This is a genomic window from uncultured Campylobacter sp., from assembly GCF_938015785.1.
GTDB lineage: Bacteria > Campylobacterota > Campylobacteria > Campylobacterales > Campylobacteraceae > Campylobacter_B.
Window position 1 is genome coordinate 1 of record NZ_CALLWC010000016.1, and the last position, 18,434, is coordinate 18,434.

General features: G+C 50.4%; 16 protein-coding genes. 15 read left to right on the forward strand and 1 reads right to left on the reverse strand.

The window, feature by feature from the left end; genetic code table 11:
• Positions 1 to 349, reverse strand: a 349-nt coding sequence (gene folE / locus Q0393_RS01935; protein ID WP_298977464.1) for a GTP cyclohydrolase I, incomplete at its 3' end; no start/stop codon positions are given.
• A 187-nt stretch (positions 350 to 536) separates the two neighbouring features.
• Between folE and Q0393_RS01940 the strand changes: the two genes are divergently transcribed.
• From Q0393_RS01940 to Q0393_RS02010, 15 genes are all read left to right on the forward strand, one after another.
• Positions 537 to 2,687 carry a TonB-dependent siderophore receptor gene (locus Q0393_RS01940; protein WP_298977466.1) on the forward strand — a complete coding sequence of 717 codons (2,151 nt, stop codon included), beginning with the start codon at positions 537 to 539 and terminating at the stop codon, positions 2,685 to 2,687.
• Positions 2,688 to 2,843: 156 nt separating this feature from the next.
• On the forward strand, positions 2,844 to 4,157 hold the full coding sequence (tig, locus tag Q0393_RS01945) for a trigger factor (RefSeq protein ID WP_298977467.1): 1,314 nt from the start codon (positions 2,844 to 2,846) through the stop codon (positions 4,155 to 4,157).
• Positions 4,158 to 4,742 (forward strand): ATP-dependent Clp endopeptidase proteolytic subunit ClpP, encoded by a 585-nt coding sequence (clpP, locus tag Q0393_RS01950; protein ID WP_298977469.1) that lies wholly within the window; start codon positions 4,158 to 4,160, stop codon positions 4,740 to 4,742.
• On the forward strand, positions 4,743 to 5,261 hold the full coding sequence (gene def / locus Q0393_RS01955) for a peptide deformylase (RefSeq protein ID WP_298041353.1): 519 nt from the start codon (positions 4,743 to 4,745) through the stop codon (positions 5,259 to 5,261).
• Positions 5,258 to 6,775: a YifB family Mg chelatase-like AAA ATPase gene (locus Q0393_RS01960; protein ID WP_298977471.1), complete on the forward strand. Its 1,518-nt coding sequence runs from the start codon at positions 5,258 to 5,260 to the stop codon at positions 6,773 to 6,775. The genes def and Q0393_RS01960 overlap by 4 nt, the downstream gene beginning before the upstream one ends.
• Entirely contained in the window at positions 6,772 to 8,412 is a 1,641-nt protein-coding gene (locus tag Q0393_RS01965; protein WP_298977472.1) for an NAD(P)H-hydrate dehydratase, read from the forward strand. The genes Q0393_RS01960 and Q0393_RS01965 overlap by 4 nt, the downstream gene beginning before the upstream one ends.
• Positions 8,403 to 8,981 carry a phosphoribosylglycinamide formyltransferase gene (purN, locus tag Q0393_RS01970; protein ID WP_298977473.1) on the forward strand — a complete coding sequence of 193 codons (579 nt, stop codon included), beginning with the start codon at positions 8,403 to 8,405 and terminating at the stop codon, positions 8,979 to 8,981. Before Q0393_RS01965 ends, purN begins: the two co-directional genes overlap by 10 nt.
• 140 nt (positions 8,982 to 9,121) lie before the next feature.
• Complete coding sequence (locus Q0393_RS01975; RefSeq protein WP_298977475.1) at positions 9,122 to 10,162, forward strand: DUF3137 domain-containing protein; 1,041 nt, start codon at positions 9,122 to 9,124, stop codon at positions 10,160 to 10,162.
• A gap of 518 nt (positions 10,163 to 10,680) precedes the next feature.
• Positions 10,681 to 11,283, forward strand: a complete 603-nt coding sequence (locus Q0393_RS01980; protein WP_298977476.1) for a CDP-alcohol phosphatidyltransferase family protein — start codon at positions 10,681 to 10,683, stop codon at positions 11,281 to 11,283.
• 461 nt (positions 11,284 to 11,744) lie between these two features.
• Positions 11,745 to 12,383 carry a 1-acyl-sn-glycerol-3-phosphate acyltransferase gene (locus tag Q0393_RS01985; RefSeq protein ID WP_298977478.1) on the forward strand — a complete coding sequence of 213 codons (639 nt, stop codon included), beginning with the start codon at positions 11,745 to 11,747 and terminating at the stop codon, positions 12,381 to 12,383.
• Positions 12,364 to 12,714, forward strand: a complete 351-nt coding sequence (locus Q0393_RS01990; RefSeq protein ID WP_298977480.1) for a hypothetical protein — start codon at positions 12,364 to 12,366, stop codon at positions 12,712 to 12,714. The genes Q0393_RS01985 and Q0393_RS01990 overlap by 20 nt, the downstream gene beginning before the upstream one ends.
• Complete coding sequence (locus Q0393_RS01995) at positions 12,711 to 13,640, forward strand: phosphatidate cytidylyltransferase (RefSeq protein ID WP_298977483.1); 930 nt, start codon at positions 12,711 to 12,713, stop codon at positions 13,638 to 13,640. Before Q0393_RS01990 ends, Q0393_RS01995 begins: the two co-directional genes overlap by 4 nt.
• Before the next feature lie 7 nt (positions 13,641 to 13,647).
• Positions 13,648 to 14,202 carry a DUF1287 domain-containing protein gene (locus Q0393_RS02000; RefSeq protein ID WP_298977485.1) on the forward strand — a complete coding sequence of 185 codons (555 nt, stop codon included), beginning with the start codon at positions 13,648 to 13,650 and terminating at the stop codon, positions 14,200 to 14,202.
• 38 nt (positions 14,203 to 14,240) lie between these two features.
• Positions 14,241 to 16,265 carry a bifunctional alpha/beta hydrolase/class I SAM-dependent methyltransferase gene (locus tag Q0393_RS02005; RefSeq protein WP_298977486.1) on the forward strand — a complete coding sequence of 675 codons (2,025 nt, stop codon included), beginning with the start codon at positions 14,241 to 14,243 and terminating at the stop codon, positions 16,263 to 16,265.
• 494 nt (positions 16,266 to 16,759) lie between these two features.
• The gene (locus Q0393_RS02010) at positions 16,760 to 18,274 is read left to right on the forward strand and encodes a phosphatase PAP2/dual specificity phosphatase family protein (protein WP_298977487.1); all 1,515 of its coding nucleotides are present in this window, start codon (positions 16,760 to 16,762) and stop codon (positions 18,272 to 18,274) included.
• Positions 18,275 to 18,434: the final 160 nt, after the last annotated feature.

Here is an 18,434-nt window from a genome sequence, read left to right on the forward strand (position 1 = left end):
GGGCGTAGCCGTCCACGAGCCGCGCCACCTTGCTCAGCCCCGTCACCCTCCCCTCGGGCCCGGGGATGTAGGCCACGTGCGCCGTTCCGTGGAAGGGCAGCAGATGGTGCTCGCAGAGACTATAAAATTCTATATCTTTTATCAAAACCATCTCGTTGTTGCTACTCTCAAACAGCGCGTCGTTTAAAATTTCTTTTGGGTCCAGCTCGTAGCCGCTAGTTAGAAACTCATAGGCTTTAGCTACGCGCTCAGGCGTCTTTGCAAGCCCGTCGCGCTTCGGATCCTCGCCTAAAATTTCAAGCATCTGCGACACGCAGTTTTCAAATTTCGCTCGGCTTTTTTCGTCCATTTTTAGTAATTCCTTAAAGATCGATGCGCGATATTACTCAAAAACGCCTTTTATAACGCTGATAAATTTTAAAATTTCGCGCGAAATTTTATCAATCTCATTATGTTAATGATAATATATTTAAATTTAAGAAATTTTTGTTTAAAATCCGCCGTTTCGATAAGCTTTATCTAAAAGGAGTTCGGTAATGAAATTTAAGATGAGTTTTGGCGCGGCTTTGGCGCTTTTTTCTTTTGCTTGCGCCGAACAAAACACCGCAGCAAACTCCGCCTCGGGCGAAAACCTAGGCGATATCGAGGTCGTAGAATGGGCGAATAACGACGACGGCTACCGCGCCGTACGCAGCGAAATCGGCAAGACGACTAAGAGAATTTTAGAAATTCCGCAAACCGTAAATGTCGTAACGCAGCAGCATCTAAAGGACAAAAAGCCAGAGACCCTAGCCGAATCGTTACAAAACGTAAGCGGCATAAGCTACGCAAATACGACGGGAAATATTTTCGATGCGATCATCAAGCGCGGCTTCGGCGAGGGTCGCGACGGCTCGATTATGCGTAACGGCGTACCGGGCGCCGTGATGCACAACTACAATAAAACTATTCAATCCGTCGAGGTTCTAAAAGGGCCCGCGAGCATGCTCTACGGTGCGCAGCAACCGGGCGGCGTCATAAACATGGTAACTAAAAAGCCACAGTATGAGTTTATAAATGAGCTTTGGGGCGGGCTGGGCAACCGCAACTATTGGGACGCTGGATTTGATACTACAGGGCCGATCGCAGATAGCGGCTTTGCGTATAGATTGATATTCGATTACTACGCGAAGGATTATTGGCGAAGCTTCGGCGGTATAAAAAACACGCTCTTTGCGCCGTCGCTTGCGTATCAAGGAGATGATTATTCGATAAGCTTAGGCTACACCCATAGCCGCTCTACCGATCCGGTGGATCGCGGCGCGTTTTTGGTGCCGAGTACGGGTAAAATTTACGGCAGCGGCAAAGTCCGCTTCGACGAGCCGGTAAATAAACTACAAAGCAAGCTCGATACGGTTGATTTGGGCTTTGAGAAGGAATTTAACGAGGATTGGATATTAAAAGGTGCCTACGCTTTCTCGCGCAGCAAGCACGAATACGGCTACGTCCGTCCGAACAATCCATTCACGCCCCAAGGCCTTACCGGCACGACGCGATCGTATAACTACTACGATAATTTCATACACCGCACGCACGCAGCAAGCGTCACGCTAAACGGCAAATTTGAAACGGGCCCGCTTAAGCACGACGTTCTTTTCGGCACGGATTACAAAAACTACTACAGATACCGCCCGGGCGCGCTAAAAGGCACCGCTGGACGCATCAATATGCTTACCGGACAGACCGCTTCGGGCGCCGTCTTAACGAACGATAGAGAGCCAAAAATACAATATCAAAAGCTAAGAACGATCGGTCTTTACACCCAAGATAATATAAATTTAACCGACGAGTTAATACTTTCTTTGGGCGTGCGTAGGGAATTTTACGATCAAGTAGCCAAACAAAGCTGGCAAGGACCGAACAACACCGATCAGAAAAAGGCCGCTACGACCTATCAGGGCGGGCTTTTGTACCTGTTAAGCCCGCAGTGGTCAGTATATACTAACTACTCGCAAAGCTTCACACCGCAGATGTCCATAGGCGAGGCGATAGGCGGCGATCTAAAGCCGGAGGAAGGCAAATCCGTGGAGCTCGGCACTAAATTTCAAAACGATCGCGTCACTGCAGGCGCGGCGGTGTTTAATATCGATAAAAGAAACATCCTGCGAACGGTAAATAATATAAGCGAGACGATCGGCAAGGCTCGCTCGCGAGGATTTGAGCTCGATATAAACGGGCGCGTGACGCAGGGACTTAGCATGTCGGCAAGCTACGCATACACCAAAACGAGGGTGCGCGAGGACGACGGCGCTTTTGCGGTGCTAATCGGCAAACCGCTGGAAGCGACGCCGAAGCACCAAGCAAGCCTATTTGCCAACTACGATTTTGCGCATCTAGGCGCAAAGGGGCTTAGGCTTGGCGGCGGCGCGCGATACTTCGGCTCGTGGTACACCTACTATATGCGCACGAACCTACCGAGCGTGCCTGCAGGAACGGCGTTTAAGCTGCCTCATGCCGTAGTTTATGACGCCTTCGTGAGCTACGATACTAAAATTTTGGGCTATGATACGAATTTTTCGTTCAACGTCAAAAATTTGACCGACAAAAAATACTATACCTCATCCTCGACCGGCACGACTACGAGCGTGATACCTATTCAAATGGGCTACGCGCGGCAGTTTATGTTTAACGTATCGGTAAAATTTTAGCCTTAGTCCCGCTTTAAATTTCAAGGCGGGCTCTTAAAATTTTAAAATTTAAAAGCCGCGAGCCGCTTAGGCTCGGTAAATTTTAGGAATTTATACTTTAAATAAGAAATTTTTTGATATATTACGAGCTATTTTTAAATTTTTTAAAGGAATTTTATGGAAGTAAAAGCAAAAATGAAAGACGCCGCGAATGCGGTCGCTGCGAGCAAGATTGAAGCAAAGCAGATCGCAGCCAAAGTAGAAGAGCTAGCCAAAAAGGCCTCCAAGCAGCTAAGAATCGACGGATTTAGACAGGGCAAAGTGCCTACCGCGGTAGTTTTGAAGCGATACGGCAAGCAGCTTGAGGGCGACGCAAAGCAGGAGCTTCTTAAAAATATGATCGACGAGTCTCTTAAAATTTTAAAGAAAAAACAAGATGAAATTTTATCTGAGCCGGTCTTTTCTAAATTTGACGAAAAAGAAGGTGACATTGACGTCGAGATCGAAATTTCTTTCAGACCCGAGGTTAGCGTCGAGGGGTACGAGGAGCTGATTCCTAAGTTTAGCAGCCCGCGCGTTACCCAAAAAGAGATCGACGAGAAAGTGGCGGAATTTTTGCAGACGATCGCTCCGCTTTCTAAAACCAATAAAAAAATTCTAGCCAAAGACGATTTTGCAAAATTCGACTTCGAAGGCTTCGTGGACGGCAAGCCATTCGACGGCGGCAAGGCCGAGGACTACGTCCTTCAGATCGGCTCAAATCAATTTATCCCCGGCTTTGAAGACGGTATGATCGGACTTAGAGTGGGCGAGGAGCGCGACGTGGCGGTTAAATTTCCGCAAGATTACGGTGCAAAAAATTTAGCCGGCAAGGACGCGATCTTTAAAGTCAAGCTTCACGAAATTCAGGCTAAAAAACCTGCCAAAGAGCTCGGCGAGGAGGAGCTAAAGCAAGCGCTTCCGGGCGAGAAAGAGCCGAGCAAGGAGAAATTTGAAGCGCGCATCAAAGAGCGCATCAAAAACGATAAGCTTCAAAAGCTAATAAATGAGGATCTAAAGCCTAAATTTGCCGACGCGCTCGCCGAGAAATTTAACTTCGCGCTTCCAAAAGCAATCGTTGAGCAGGAGATAAATTTGCAGTTTAACAACGCCTGGAGCGGCTTTTCAAAAGAGCAGATCGAGGAATTTAAAAACAATAAAGACGCCCTGGACAAAAAACGCGAAGAGTTTAGAAAGGCTGCCGAAAACAGCGTAAAACTTACATTCTTAATCGACGAGCTAGCTAAAAAACGCAATATCGACGTAAGCGATCAGGAGCTCGTCCAAGCGGTCTATATGGAGGCCTACACCTACGGCGCAAACCCGAAAGAGCACCTAGATAGGTACCGCAACAACGGCATGTTGCCGGCCGTCAAAATGGCGCTGATCGAGGAGAAGCTATTCAACGATATTTTCTCCAAACAGGGCAAAAAAGAAGAGAAGGGCGAATAGATGGTGATTCCTTACGTTATCGAACAAACTAGTCGCGGAGAGCGCAGCTACGACATCTACTCGAGACTGCTAAAAGATCGTATCGTAATGCTTAGCGGCGAGATCGACGACGCAGTGGCAAGCTCGATCGTCGCGCAGCTTCTGTTTTTGGAAGCGGAGGATCCCGATAAGGATATCTATCTATACATCAACTCCCCGGGCGGCGTGGTTACGAGCGGATTTAGCATTTATGACACGATGAATTACATCAAACCGGACGTTAGCACGATCTGTATCGGGCAAGCGGCGTCGATGGGAGCGTTTTTGCTAAGCTGCGGAGCCAAAGGCAAACGTTACGCGCTTCCAAACTCGCGCATAATGATCCACCAGCCACTCGGCGGCGCGCAGGGTCAGGCTACCGACATCGAGATCCAAGCCAAAGAAATTTTACGAATGAAAGAAATTTTAAATGGCATCCTTTCGCAAAATTCCGGCAAAGATCTCGCACGGGTCGAAAAGGACACCGATCGCGACTTTTTTATGAGCGCCGAGGATGCCGTGCAATACGGCTTGATTGATCAAGTACTTCAAAAGAGCTTTAAATAGATGATCCTGGACGTCCTTACCTATCCGAATAAAAAGCTTTATCAAAGATCGACCGAGGTCGTGAAATTCGACGCGGCGCTGGGCGAGCTTTTGGACGATATGTATGAGACGATGATCGCAAAAAACGGCATAGGCCTTGCCGCCATCCAGGTAGGCAGGCCCGTGCGCGCTTTGATTATAAATTTAGCTAATGAGGAAAAAATCCAAGACAAAAAAGACCTCATCGAGATCATCAATCCGCAAATTTTAAAAAAGGAAGGCGAGGTCGTTTACCAGGAGGGCTGCTTGTCGGTACCCGGCTTTTATGAGGACGTCACGCGCGCCGAGTTTATCACGGTGCAGTTTCAAGACCGCGCCGGCAATACCCAGCAAATGGACGCTAGCGAGCTGCTAGCCGTCTGTATCCAGCACGAGATGGACCACCTCGACGGACATCTTTTTATCGAGCGCATCGGATACAATAAACGCAAAAAATTTGATAAAGAATTCAAAAAAAGCCTAAAAGAAAAATCGAAATGAAATCCCTAAAATGCGCTGCCTTCACGGATGCTCTGATCCCCGTAGAGGTTGAGTCGACATTCGTGCGGGGGCTGCCGGGATTTAATATCGTTGGCCTTGCGGGCGCTACGATAAAAGAGAGCGAAAGTCGCGTAAAAGCGGCGCTTATGAGCTTAAATTTTAAATTTCCCGCATCCAAAATCATCATAAATCTCTCCCCCTCCGACACGCCCAAAAACGGCTCGCACTTCGATCTTGCGATCGCGCTTCTCATCGCGCTGCAAAAAGAGCGCATCGACGGCGATTTCTTCGTCTTCGGGGAGCTCGGTTTAGACGGCAGCTTAAAGAGTACAGCGAGCCTCTTTTCGATCCTACTTTTTTTAAGCACGAAGGTGAAGCGTGCTAAAATTTTAGTGCCACAAAGCATTGCTCTAAAGGCTTGCACGATCCCAAACTACGACGTTTATGCGGTGGATAGCCTAAGCGATGCGGTCAGATTTTTTTTAGACGAGGAGTTTGCCGCAAGCAAGCTAATGCGAGAAACCCATCCGCTTTTTAAAAATGTCGTGGAGATTGATGAGCAAATTTACGTTCCCAACCGCGATTTTTCGCTAAATTTCAAAGACGTCAAAGGACAGAAGCGCGCCAAGCGCGCGAGCCTGATCGCCGCATGCGGCATGCACAACATCCTCTTCGAGGGCAGTCCCGGCTGCGGCAAAAGCATGTGCGCCAAGCGGATAGCCAGAATTCTACCGCCGCAGAGCCTGAGCGAAGTGCTGCTCTCGTGCGCTTACGAGTCGCTAAATAACAAAGACGTCGATTTTAGCGCGCTGCGCCCCTTCCGCTCGCCACACCACACCAGCACGCGCAGCTCGATTTTCGGCGGCGGCAGTAGCGGTGCAAAAATCGGCGAGGTCGCGCTTGCAAACGGCGGCGAGCTGTTTTTCGACGAGCTGCCGCACTTCGGCAAGCAAATTTTAGAAAGCCTGCGCGAGCCACTGGAGGATAATAGAATTTTGATTTCGCGCGTAAATTCCAAGGTCGAATACCAAACGAAATTTATCTTCGTAGCGGCGCAAAATCCCTGCCCGTGCGGAAATCTATTCTCCAAAAACCTCACCTGCACCTGCTCGCTAAACGACATCAGGCGCTACAAAAACACGATCTCCGCGCCCTTGCTCGACCGCATCGACATATATGTCGCGATGGACGAGACTGGCGCGGACGACAGAAGCGACGTTTGTAGCGAGGAGATGGCAGATGCGGTGCTGCGGGCATTTCGCGCGCAAAAGGCTCGCGGACAGAGCGAGCTAAACGCAAAGCTGCGCGACGAGGAAACCGAAAAATTTTGCGTCTGCGAAAGCGCTGCGCGGGATGTTTTGCAAATGGCGATCACCCGCTACGATCTTTCGCAGCGCGGCGTGAATAAGACGCTAAAGCTCGCGCGCACGATCGCCGATCTAGCAGGCGCCGAAATCATCGCTAAGGCGCATATTTTGGAGGCTCTTAGCTTTCGCATAAGGAGCGAAATTTGAAAAAAATTTTCTTTAGCACCGAGGAGCTCGACGCGCGAGCTAGCGCAAAATTTGGACTTGGCGAGCAAATTTTAATGGAAAATGCCGCCGGCAGGATCGAGGGCGAGATCAGAAAACGGCTCAAAAAGGGCTCGCGCGTTTTGGCGCTTTGCGGCGGCGGAAATAACGGCGCCGACGCGATGGCGGCGCTACGAAAGCTAAGCGGCGATTTTAGCTGCACTGCGCTTTGCGTGCTGGAAAATAGAAGCGCGGCTGGCAAATTTCAAGCTGATGCGGCGCAGGCTGCGGGCGTTAAGTTTATTGGTATCGCGAGCGCGAAAGACGATTGCGGGCACGTAGAGGACGCGTCTAGCAAGGATGCCTGCGCGCATGAAAGCGCAGGCGGCTTCTCTTTAAAGGGCGCGAGCGAGCCGCGGCGCGAGGGCGAAAGCCTAAGCGGCGCGGACGTTTCAGGCAGCGGCGATAAATTAAGCACGAAATTTACGAGCACTAAATTTGAGATCGCTGGACGCAACGGCGAGTGCCGCAAACTAGGCAACGAGTGCGGCAAGCTAAGCGTCCTGCACGATGAGATTACAAGCGCAGACTGCATAATCGACGGGATTTTCGGCAGCGGTTTAAACAAAGCCTTAAGCTCTGAAATTTGTGAAATTTTATCTCTCGCAAATAGCTCAAAATCCCTAAAAATCGCAGTCGATATCCCAAGCGGCATCGATAAAAGCGGGCGCATTTTAGGAGCTGCCTTTTGCGCGGATCTGACGATCGCGATGGGAGCGCTCAAACTCGCGCTGTTTTCGGACGGCGCGAAGGATCAGGTAGGGCGGATCAAGGTCGCAAATCTTGGAATTTCGCGCTCAAATTTCGAAGAGCGGAGCGAATATTTTCTGCTTCAAAAAAGCGATCTGAAGCTACCGCTACGCAGGAAGCAAAACACCAACAAGGGCGACTTCGGGCACACCTACGTCATAAGCGGACAGATGAGCGGAGCGGCGCAGATGGCGGCTCTGGCGGCTCACGCCATCGGCAGCGGGCTCGTTAGCGTCGTTAGCGATGAGCCGTTAAATCTAAGCCCGATTTTGATGCAAAAAAGCTCATTTGAGCACGCGCGGGTGGTAGTCTGCGGTTGTGGTCTCGGGGAGCGGAAGATCGATCTTGCCGCGCTGCGAGGCAAAAGCTGCGTCATCGACGCCGATCTGTGCTACGATAGCGAAATTTTAAGCTTACTAAACGCCAATTCAAATTTAATCATAACGCCCCATCCGAAGGAGTTTTGCTCGCTTTTAAAGATCGCGGGCATCACAGATCTTAGCGTGAGCGAGTTGCAAGAGCGGCGCTTCGAGCTTGCGCGGGCATGGAGCGAGAAATTTAGCGGCGTGCTCGTGCTAAAGGGCGCAAACACGCTCATCGCGCAAGCTGGCGTCATTTATGTCTGCGACAAGGGCAGCGCCGCGCTCGCAAAGGGCGGCAGCGGCGACGTACTCGCAGGGCTCATCGGCGGGCTGCTCGCGCAAGGCTACCCGCCTCTGCAAGCCTCAATCTGCGGCGTCCTAGCCCACGCGCTCGCCGCGCGAGCCTTCGCCAAAAACTCCTACGCGCTAAGTCCGCTCGATCTCATCGAGGAGGTAAAATGGTTGTGAAAAAGCTCGCCGTGCTTTTTAGCGGCAACGGCTCAAATTTGGAGGCGATCCTGCAGAAGCTGCACGGCAAAATTTTCGGCGAAACCAAGATTGAAGTCGCGCTAACGCTAAGCAACAAAGCGGATGCGGGAGGCATAGCAAAAGCCGCAAAATTCGGGCTTAAAAGCGTGATCCTAAATCACAAAGATTTTGCTAGCCGCGAGGAATTCGACGCCGCACTCGTGCGCGAGATCGAAAAAAGCGGCGCGGAGCTTACGGTGCTTGCGGGCTTTATGCGGATTCTCACGCCCGTTTTTACGAGCAGGGTTCGCGCGATAAATTTGCACCCGTCGCTACTGCCGCTTTTTAAGGGCGCGCACGCGATAGAGCAGAGCTTTGAGAGCGATATGAAGGTGGGCGGCGTGAGCGTGCACTGGGTCAGCGAGGAGCTAGACGGCGGTAAAATCATCGCTCAGCGCGCGTTTGAAAAGAGCGCAGGAATGAGCCTTGAAGCTTATGAGGCCAAAATCCATGAGATCGAACATGAGCTATTGCCGCAAGTGATCGTAGAAATTTTGTGCCAAAGCTAAATTTAGCGCGGAAATTCGCGCTAAATTTAAAGAGCGAAGTTCCGCGGAATTTTGTAAATTTTAAAGCTTAGTCCTTTAAATTTAGGAGCGGTTCGAGGCTAAATTTTAAAATTTGCTTCGATAAATTTAGAAAGAGAAAGATGACCGCAAACGAACTGGAAAAACTAAGACTTAGCATCCTGGATGAGGCGGAGCGGCACAAAGGTACGGCGTTTTCGATAATAGTACTAGCGGTGCTAGCCTCGGCGCTGTGGCTATTTTTCAATTTTAGAGATCAAGAAGCAGCAGTAGGCCTCTGCTGGATCATAGTGGTATTTAGCTGCGGCAGCATCTCTTATAGAGTAGTGAATAAAGATGCAAATATAGTGCGCGTATTTATCTTTTGCACCTTGCTGTGGATGCTTGCCAAAGGCGTAGAGATGTGCGAGAATGATACCTTGCGCTTCGTCATCGCACTCGTAACCATCTGCCTTTCTTTGTTTAATATCGCGGATGCCGCGCTGGAGCGGATCAAATACAACAGATCCAAAAAATTCGTCCGCGCCTTTAAACACCAATATATCGCGCCATATATCGCAAGCCTAGGTTATCGCTACGAAATTTCAGGCTCGTTTCGGCCGGCGTATCTGCGCGCTAGCGGCCTATTTGTGGACGGCATAAGCTATTTTGATTGCGAAGATAAAATTTCCGGCGTCTATGACGGAGTATTTTTCAGCTTTGCGGATGTTTGCGTGACTCATACTGACGAACGACGTAGCAGCAGGGGGATATTTTTCTACGCGGAATTTAAAAAGTGCATAAACTCGGTGGCCGTGATCCTGCCTTCGCTCAGCGCGAGACCAACACTTGGCGGACTTAAGAAGATTGCGATGGACGATAGCGAGTTTAGCTCCGCATTTAGCGTATATAGCGCCGATGCAGTGTCTGCAATGTATGCCCTCACGCCCGCCTTTATGCGGCGCTTGCTTCGCTTTAGAAGCGGTGCCGGCAGACCGATCAGATTAAGCTTTTTCGGTAGAAACGTCTATATTTTCATCCGCACGGGATACGATAGTTTCGAGCCTAGCGTAGATCGCAGCGTACTTAGTTTCGATCCCGCCGCGTCTATCAAGCACGAGCTTTTATTCTTTCTCTCCATAGTAAAAAGTCTAAAATTAAACGAAAATATCTGGCTAGATTAAATTTTAAATTTGACTTTAAATCCGCAAATACAGAGGCTTTGCACCGCCGTGGAATTTTAAAATTTAAAAGTACTCTTTCTGGCTCGGCGCCGCTATGATTTAGAATTTTCGCGACAAGGTCTATTACATTTTCGGCGGAGAGCGAAGTTTGAAATCTATCGCGATGAAATCCCATGCGGTTTATAAATTTTTGCGGTCCGCATAGAGGAGTTGAGCAAAGATGGATACTGATATGACGATGATTGCGCCGTACGCTTTCCATAATGGAGATTACCACGCTGCCTATCATCGTGCCACAAATACTACTTTTACCGTCGCGAGCCCGCGTCAAAAAAATTGAGTGCCGATCACGGCAATGATAGAAGAGATAATTTACTTATATTTTCATCGTTCATTTCGCCATCCTAACGCTTTTAAAAATCGACGATTAAAAAGCCTACACAAAAGCCGGCCACACATTTAATCTGCCTCCAAGCATTTTTAAGCGACAATACGAAAATCAAATTTTCGGAGTTCTCATGACGATTTACGAGTTAAAGCCCAAATTTCAAAATTTACTTCGTCCGTTAGTAAGACGCCTTCACGGCGCGGGCGTCAGCGCAAATCAAGTTACGATCACAGCCTGCGTCATTTCCGTTCTGCTGGGCGGACTTCTGATAAAATTCGCCGAAATTTCGACGCTATTCTTTCTGCTGCCCGTTTGGATGTTTTTGCGTATGGCGCTAAATGCCATCGACGGCATGCTGGCTCGCGAGTTTAATCAAAAAAGCCCGCTGGGCGGCTACCTAAACGAAGCCACGGACGTCATCTCGGACGCCGCGCTGTATCTGCCGTTTGCCTTCGTGGCGCCGTTTGACTGGGGCGTTATCGTGCTCGTTATCTTTCTATCTTTTATGAGTGAGTTTTTGGGCGTCCTAGGGCAGGTGCACGGTTGCGGCAGGCGATACGACGGGCCTATGGGCAAGAGCGACCGCGCGTTTATATTCGGGCTTATCGGTACGGTATATGCGCTATCTGGGCGACTACCGGAGTGGTTTAGCTGGGTACTTTACGCCGCGATATTTTTACTCGCGCTTACTTGCGCAAACCGCGTGAGGATGGGACTAAAAAGCGGGGAATAAGGCGCCTCGGACGAGGATAAATTTAATATCTATCTCCAAAATCGACGCAAGGTAAATTCGCCTAAATTTGATATAATTGCAAAAGTTTTAAGCTCGCCTCGACGCGGGCACGCAATCGTTATAAATTTGATCTTGTTTAAATTTACGAGATTTTTTGAGGCGAGGATAAAATATCACGGCGAATTTGTCCGCTTAATTTAGACATTTTAAAAGACGCTAGGCGTGCAAAACGTGCTCGGTTAATTTCGAGCGTTTTATCAAAGTCGGTGAAATCAAAGGCAAGTAGAAAAAGCGGCAAATTGCAGGCATTACTTAAACCGTATCTGCTTTAATCGCCTAAAATTTATGTCTAGCTCGTTTTCGGCGAGGCGGGTAAGAAGCTCATTTGCCGCACGCAATCGTAAAATTGAGGACGTCAAAAAAAATGAATTTGAAAAACAAAAGAGTAAAAAGGATACAAGATGAAAAATTTTTTAGCGGCCGCACTTGATTTTATCCTTTGCCGCATCACGATATTTATTACGGGCGTGAGACCGCCGCAGGAGCTTTTAAACATCGGCGACGGCATTAAAATTTACTACGCAAACCACGCTAGCCACGGCGATTTTTTGCTGATTTTCGTCTCGCTGCCTTACCGCGTGAGAAAGCGCGTGCGCCCCGTCGCGGCGGCGGAGTACTGGGAAAGCGGACCCGTGCGCAGATTTCTTGCTAAAAACGTGTTTAACATGGTGCTAATAAGTCGCCACAAAGATCCGCTAGAAGCGCTAACGCAAATGAGCGAGGCGCTGCAGACGCACTCTCTCATCATCTTTCCCGAAGGCACGCGCAAGATGAACGACGACCTTGCGTTGCAACCGTTTAAGAGCGGGATTTTCCGTTTGGCGCAGCAGTGTCCTAACGTCCCGCTAGTACCCGTATGGATCAAAAACGCGCGAAACGTCCTGCCTAAGGGCTTTTTCGTGCCTATTCCGCTGCTTTGCGAGCTGATAGTGGGCGAGGAGATAACCTACGGCGGCGAGGGAAAGGGCGAGTTTTTACAAAAGGCGCAAGACGCGCTGCTAGCGATGAGCGATATGCAAAATGACAGAACAAAAGCCTGATTTGGCGGCTCTGGCGAGAGCGGTAAATTTAAGCCCCGTAAATCCGCCACGCAAGACGGGAAAATTTGCGACCGATTTTTACGACAAATTTGACGGCGAGCCTTTTATAGCGGCGGCTAAAAACGTCAAATTTGAGCGCGAAACCCGGATCAAAACGCTCGCCTCGCCGCAAATCAAATTTGACCCAAACGCAAATTTAAACCGCGTAAAAAATTTAACCGATCAAGCCGTCCGCGCGGCAGACCAAACGCGCGTAAATTTGACTCGCTCGGATAGCTCCGAAGCAGGCGTTAAATTTAGCTTCAAATTTAACCAAAAGGCTCTAAAATGAACCCGCAAAATCATATCTTAAATCTATTTTTAGGACTCATCGCGGTGCTAGTCGTCTCTAGCGCCATTGCCTTTATCCTAAAGGCGAAATTCGGCGCCGAGAACAAAACCGTCTCAAATTTGACCTCGCGCATAAACGCCTGGTGGGCGATGATTTTGGTCATTTTTGCATTTACTTATCTTGGCAAAAACGCCGTGATATTTTTGTTTTTGCTCGTATCTTTTGCCGCTTTGCGCGAGTTTTTGTCGCTCATCTACATCCGCAGAGGCGATCACATCGCGCTCGTGGCGTGCTTTTACGTGATTTTGCCGATGCAGTATATCTTTATCTACGCTGATTGGTACGCGATGGCGATGATATTTATCCCGGTTTACGGATTTTTGTTTTTGCCGATTTTGGCGGCTATTTGCGGCGATGCGGCCTATTTTTTGGAGCGCTCGACGAAGATCCAGTGGGCGCTGATGATCTGCGTGTTTTGTATCTCGCACATCCCCGCGCTTCTTTTGCTGGATCTTGAGCGCGGTAGCAGCATGGAGCTGATGCTATTTTTGATCATAGTCGTGCAATCAAGCGACGTGCTGCAGTATATCTGGGGCAAGCTTTTTGGCAAGCGCAAGATCGCTCCTAGCATCAGCCCGTCTAAAACGGTGGTCGGCTTTGCGGGAGGGGTTCTTAGCGCTAGCGCGCTGGCTGCGTGTCTGCATCATCTCACGCCTTTTGGCGCGGTGGGGGCGTTTTTCATCGGGCTTGCCGTTTGTATGATGGGCTTTTTAGGAGGGCTCGTTATGTCTGCGATCAAGCGCGATCTAGGCGTCAAGGACTGGGGTTATATGATCAGCGGGCACGGCGGGATGCTTGACCGTATGGACTCGCTGTGCTTTGCGGCGCCGATATTTTTTCACATAGTTAGATATTTTTACGCGTGAGGTTTTGATGAAAATTTGGAGCAAAATTTTACTTTTAGCGCTCGCGGCAAATTTTGCCTTTGCATTTTCAGCCGAAAAGCTCGTGCAAGACGCTAGAGCGCAGGTCGGACGGACGCTGTTTTACGATCCTTCGTACGAGAGGCTAGCCTATCCGATGGGCGACGTGGATATGATAAGAGGCGTTTGTACCGACGTCGTAGTTAGGGCGCTGCGTGGACAGAGTGTCGATCTGCAGCGGCTCATCCACGAGGATATGAGCGCAAATTTTAGCGCCTATCCAAAAAACTGGGGCGCGAAAAAGACCGACAAAAACATCGATCATCGCCGCGTGCCAAACATCGCCACCTACCTAAAACGCAAAGGCTACGAGGCGAAAGGCGAGTTTAAGGCGGGCGATATCGTGACGTGGCGGCTGGATAACGGCAGGCCTCATATCGGCATAGTTTCGGATAATTTTGCCGCCAGCAAAACCCCGCTCGTGATCCACAACATCGGGCTTGGCGCGCAGGAAGAGGACGTGCTAAACGAGTACGAGATAACGGGGCATTTTAGGATAAAATAAGCGTAAAAATCGATAAATTTAAGTAAGAAAGGCGAAAAATGGAGTTTAAAGAGAGCTATTTTATAACGAGCGACGGGGCGAGGATATTTTACAGATACCGCCTGGCTGCGGACGTAGCGTGCGAAAACCCGTGCGCAAATGAAGTAAATTTGAGCGAGGACGGCAAATTTGACGGATCAAATTTGAGCGTCCAAACTGCAAACGAAACATCAAATTTGACCGGCGAGCAAACAGGCGGCGTGGATGAAAATGCGGAGCCGGGTTTTGGCGGCGCGGGTAAATTTGAGGAGCAAAATTTACCAAACGGCGGCGAAAACTCGGACTCAAATTTAAACGAAACGGGCAAATGCGGCGCGTCAAATTTGAGCGAAAACGCCGAGCAAAATCTTAAATTTAAAGCCGCGCCGAATGCCAAAGCCGTAGCGATATTTCACCGCGGACACGAGCACTCTGGCAGGACGACGCACGTAGCGGACGGGCTGGCGGATGATAGTTTTAGCTATTTTGCCTGGGATCAGCGCGGACACGGCAGGAGCGACGGAGAGCGGGGCGATGCGCCGAGTATCGGCCGCCTCATCGCCGACGTGGACGAGTTTGTGGCGCATATCGAGCAGAGATTTGGCTTTGAGACGCAAAATCTAGCCGTGATAGCCCAGAGCGTGGGCGCCGTGCTGGTCTCGGCGTGGCTGCACGACTACGCTGTGCGCGTTCGCTGCGCGGTGCTAGCTAGTCCGGCGTTTAGCGTGAAGCTTTACGTACCGTTTGCTAGGGCGGGGCTAAAGGCGATCTACCGCGCCCGCGGAAATTTTTTCGTAAACAGCTACGTCAAGGCTCACTATCTCACTCACGACAAACAGCGTCAGGCCAGCTACGACGCCGATGCGCTCATCACTCGCGCGATCTCGGTGCGCATATTGCTTGGGCTTTACGAAGCGGCGCAGCGCGTGGTCTCTGACGCGGCCGCGATCACGACGCCTACGCTGCTGCTGGTTTCAGGCGATGATTGGGTCGTGGAGCACGCCCTGCAGCACGAGTTTTACAACGCTCTTGGCGCGCGCGTAAAGAGGCGCGAGGTTTTAGATGGATTTTACCACGATACGCTGGGCGAAAGCGAGCGGGAGAGGGCGTTTGAGATAGTGCGCGAGTTCGTCGGCGAGCGCTTTAGAGCGCCTTTTAGCGAGGTGGACTGCACGCACGCGGACGAATACGGCTTTAGCCGCGAGGAGGCCGATAGGCTGGCTACGCCGCTGCCGAGATTTTACCCGAAAAATTTGTGGTTTAAGTTTCAAAGAGTTGGTATGCAGGCGCTCTCGCCGTGGGTCGGCGGGCTAAAAGTGGGCGAAAATACGGGCTACGATAGCGGCAGTACGCTTGATTATGTTTACCGAAACGAGCCGCAAGGGGCGAATAAATTTTTCAAATTTATCGACAAATTTTACCTAAATGCCATCGGCTGGCGCGGCATCAGAGAGCGCAAGCGAAATATCAAACTAGCGATCGATCAAGCCGTAGCAAAGCTGCAGGAGCGAGGCGAGCCGCTACGACTGCTAGACATCGCCTCGGGGCACGGCAGATACATACTAGACGCCGCGCAGGGGCATAAATTTGAGCGCATAACGCTACGCGACTACAGCGACATAAACGTAAAAGCCGGCGGCGAAATGATAAAAGAGCGCGGGCTACAGGACGTCGCGAGCTTTACGCAGGCAAATGCGTTCGAAGCCGCTAGTTACGAGGGTCTGCAGGGCGCATATACGCTAGGCGTCGTGTCGGGGCTGTTTGAGCTTTTTCCTGATAACTCGGTCGTGCGCACCGCGCTACAAGGCTTTGCAAGTAGCGTAAAAAGCGGCGGCTACCTCATCTACACCAACCAGCCGTGGCACCCGCAGCTCGAGATGATCGCGCGCGCTCTATCCAGTCACAGGCAGGGCGCTGCATGGATCATGCGCCGCCGCAGTCAGGCCGAGATGGATCAGCTCGTGGAAAAGGCGGGGTTTAAAAAGGTGCGCGAATGGATAGATGGGGATGGGATATTTAGCGTGAGTTTGGCTGTTAAAATTTAGCCTTTTGCGGCTTGTCTTTTGAGCGCTTTTTGTGGATTTCGTTAAAATTTGACTCGATAGGCTACATGCCTTATCTTCGTCAAATTTTAACTTCAAAACCCCAAAAATGATCTCAAAATACTTCGCCTTATTGTTTCGGCTTCAAATTCTACCCACCGAGACCTGCACCTCAAAAATGCTAAATTTAAACTTGCGACGCTTTGCGTCAGCAAAGCAGTGTCGCCACCTCTCACATGCAGTGGGGTAGGTGGGGGTTTGGGAGGCGGAAGGGGCGACGCTTCGTAAGTAGAAACCCCTTCCGCCACCCAAGAAAAAGAAAAACTAAAAAAATTTAGAGAATCTTAAATTTGACAAAACTAAAATTTAGCACCTTAAAGATACGGGTCTCGGCGAGTAAATTTTACGCCTTTTGCGTCAAGCGAGCGATCTCGGCCCATTAAGCCGCCAAAGCGCAAATCCGCTAAAATTTGATAGAATTAGCAAAAAAGGCAAAAATGAAAACAAAACCGTTTTTATATCAGCTGGCCGCGCTAGTCGTCGTTGCGGCGATATTTTACGCTAGCTACGGCGCCACGAATGCCCTCGCGAGCGCTCGCGCGAACGTGCCGGAGATCTATTTCGCGTGGGAGCGCGCGCTACCGTTTTGGGCGTGGAGCATCGTGCCGTACTGGTCGCTAAATTTGCTCTACGCGCTTGGATTTTTCCTCTGCCGTGACGCCGGGGAGCTCGCGCGCTACGTTACGCAGCTGCTAGTCGCTCAAATGATCGCGACGCTGTTTTTTATCGCTTTTCCTCTGCAAATGTCGTGGGAAAAGCCCGCGGTTTCGGGCTTTAGCGGCTTTTTATTCTCAAGCCTCGCCGCCTTTGACCTCCCGTTTAATCAAGCTCCCTCGCTACACATCATACTTTGCGTCGTGGTGGGCGCATTTTACCTTCGCAAGGCGCGCTCGGTTTGGCTTAAGGCGGCGCTTGTCGCGTGGTTTGCGCTCATCGGCCTTAGCGTGCTGACCACGTATCAGCACCATTTTATCGACATTCCGACGGGGTTAGCCGCCGGTTGTTTCGTGCTACTAATTCGCCCGCTAGAGGGCGCGCCGCTTGGTTTCGCTATAGCTAGGGAGGCTGCTCGCTACAAATGGGCGGCGCTATATCTAGGACTTGCGTTTATGACGCTTTTTGCGGCGATTTTGGGAGCTAAAATTTGGGGCGCGTGGATGCTGTGGCTATCTTGGGTGAGCCTTAGTTTCGCGCTGGTCGCTTGCGGTTACGCGTTTTTGGGCGCGGGAGTTTTTGCTAAAAACGGGCAAGGCCGTCACGCCGCCGCTGCTAAAGCTTTACTTTTTCCCTATCTTTGCGTCGCTCGGTTAAATGCTCTTTTTTGGCTGCGCGGACGCCGGCTTTCAGACGAGATTTTGCCCGGGCTGTATCTAGGCTCGGTTAAGCAGGCGGGCAAATTTGGCGCGGTGCTAGACTGCGCGGCCGAGTTTGAGCGGCCTGGCGGCGCGCAAATTTACGCGAGCGTGCCTATGCTAGATATGATAACGCCGAGCGCGGACGAGCTAAAACGCAGCGCGGGCGAGCTTGAACGGCTCGTAAAAAGGGCTCTTTGCGGCGGCGAAACTTTACCGCAAAGGGCGGCGGAGCTAGGATTAAATTTTAGCGCCAAGGCAGGCTGCGCGCACGGGCGAGATTTTAAATTTCATGAGCAAGCGAGCTCGCGGGTAAATTTGCAAACGTGCGGCTCGGCAAACGAAAGCAAGATCGCCGAGGTTGGGCAAATTCTCACGGGTTCAAACGAACGAGCCGCCGAACAAAACGATAAAAAGGTGTTAGTGTGCTGCGCGCTTGGCTACGGCAGGAGCGCGTCTGTGCTGCTAGCTTGGATGGTGATTTACGCGGGATTTAGTTTTGAGGACGCGCTAAATTTACTAAAATCTCGCCGAGAAAAGATTGCAGTCGCTAGCTCGCTGCGCGAGCGGATAGAGCAGATAGCCGTCCGCACCAGCTAAATTTGAAAGCGGAGTAAAGAAGCGGCAAATTTAAGCGCGAAATAGATGCGGGCCAAATTTGATCAAGTCCGGTTTGAGGGATCAAATTGAAAAAATCTACAGGCTGGAAACAAGCGGCATGGCAAAATTCTCGGCGAAAACAAACGAGAATTTAACTAAA

Coding starts and splice junctions, on each gene's coding strand:
- purN (WP_298977473.1), top strand. CDS start 8,403: ATGGTTGTGAAAAAGCTCGCCGTGCTTTTTAGCGGCAACGGCTCAAAT.
- tig (WP_298977467.1), top strand. CDS start 2,844: ATGGAAGTAAAAGCAAAAATGAAAGACGCCGCGAATGCGGTCGCTGCG.
- Q0393_RS02010 (WP_298977487.1), top strand. CDS start 16,760: ATGAAAACAAAACCGTTTTTATATCAGCTGGCCGCGCTAGTCGTCGTT.
- Q0393_RS01940 (WP_298977466.1), top strand. CDS start 537: ATGAAATTTAAGATGAGTTTTGGCGCGGCTTTGGCGCTTTTTTCTTTT.
- Q0393_RS01960 (WP_298977471.1), top strand. CDS start 5,258: ATGAAATCCCTAAAATGCGCTGCCTTCACGGATGCTCTGATCCCCGTA.
- Q0393_RS01985 (WP_298977478.1), top strand. CDS start 11,745: ATGAAAAATTTTTTAGCGGCCGCACTTGATTTTATCCTTTGCCGCATC.
- def (WP_298041353.1), top strand. CDS start 4,743: ATGATCCTGGACGTCCTTACCTATCCGAATAAAAAGCTTTATCAAAGA.
- Q0393_RS02005 (WP_298977486.1), top strand. CDS start 14,241: ATGGAGTTTAAAGAGAGCTATTTTATAACGAGCGACGGGGCGAGGATA.
- Q0393_RS01975 (WP_298977475.1), top strand. CDS start 9,122: ATGACCGCAAACGAACTGGAAAAACTAAGACTTAGCATCCTGGATGAG.
- Q0393_RS02000 (WP_298977485.1), top strand. CDS start 13,648: ATGAAAATTTGGAGCAAAATTTTACTTTTAGCGCTCGCGGCAAATTTT.
- clpP (WP_298977469.1), top strand. CDS start 4,158: ATGGTGATTCCTTACGTTATCGAACAAACTAGTCGCGGAGAGCGCAGC.
- Q0393_RS01995 (WP_298977483.1), top strand. CDS start 12,711: ATGAACCCGCAAAATCATATCTTAAATCTATTTTTAGGACTCATCGCG.
- Q0393_RS01990 (WP_298977480.1), top strand. CDS start 12,364: ATGACAGAACAAAAGCCTGATTTGGCGGCTCTGGCGAGAGCGGTAAAT.
- Q0393_RS01980 (WP_298977476.1), top strand. CDS start 10,681: ATGACGATTTACGAGTTAAAGCCCAAATTTCAAAATTTACTTCGTCCG.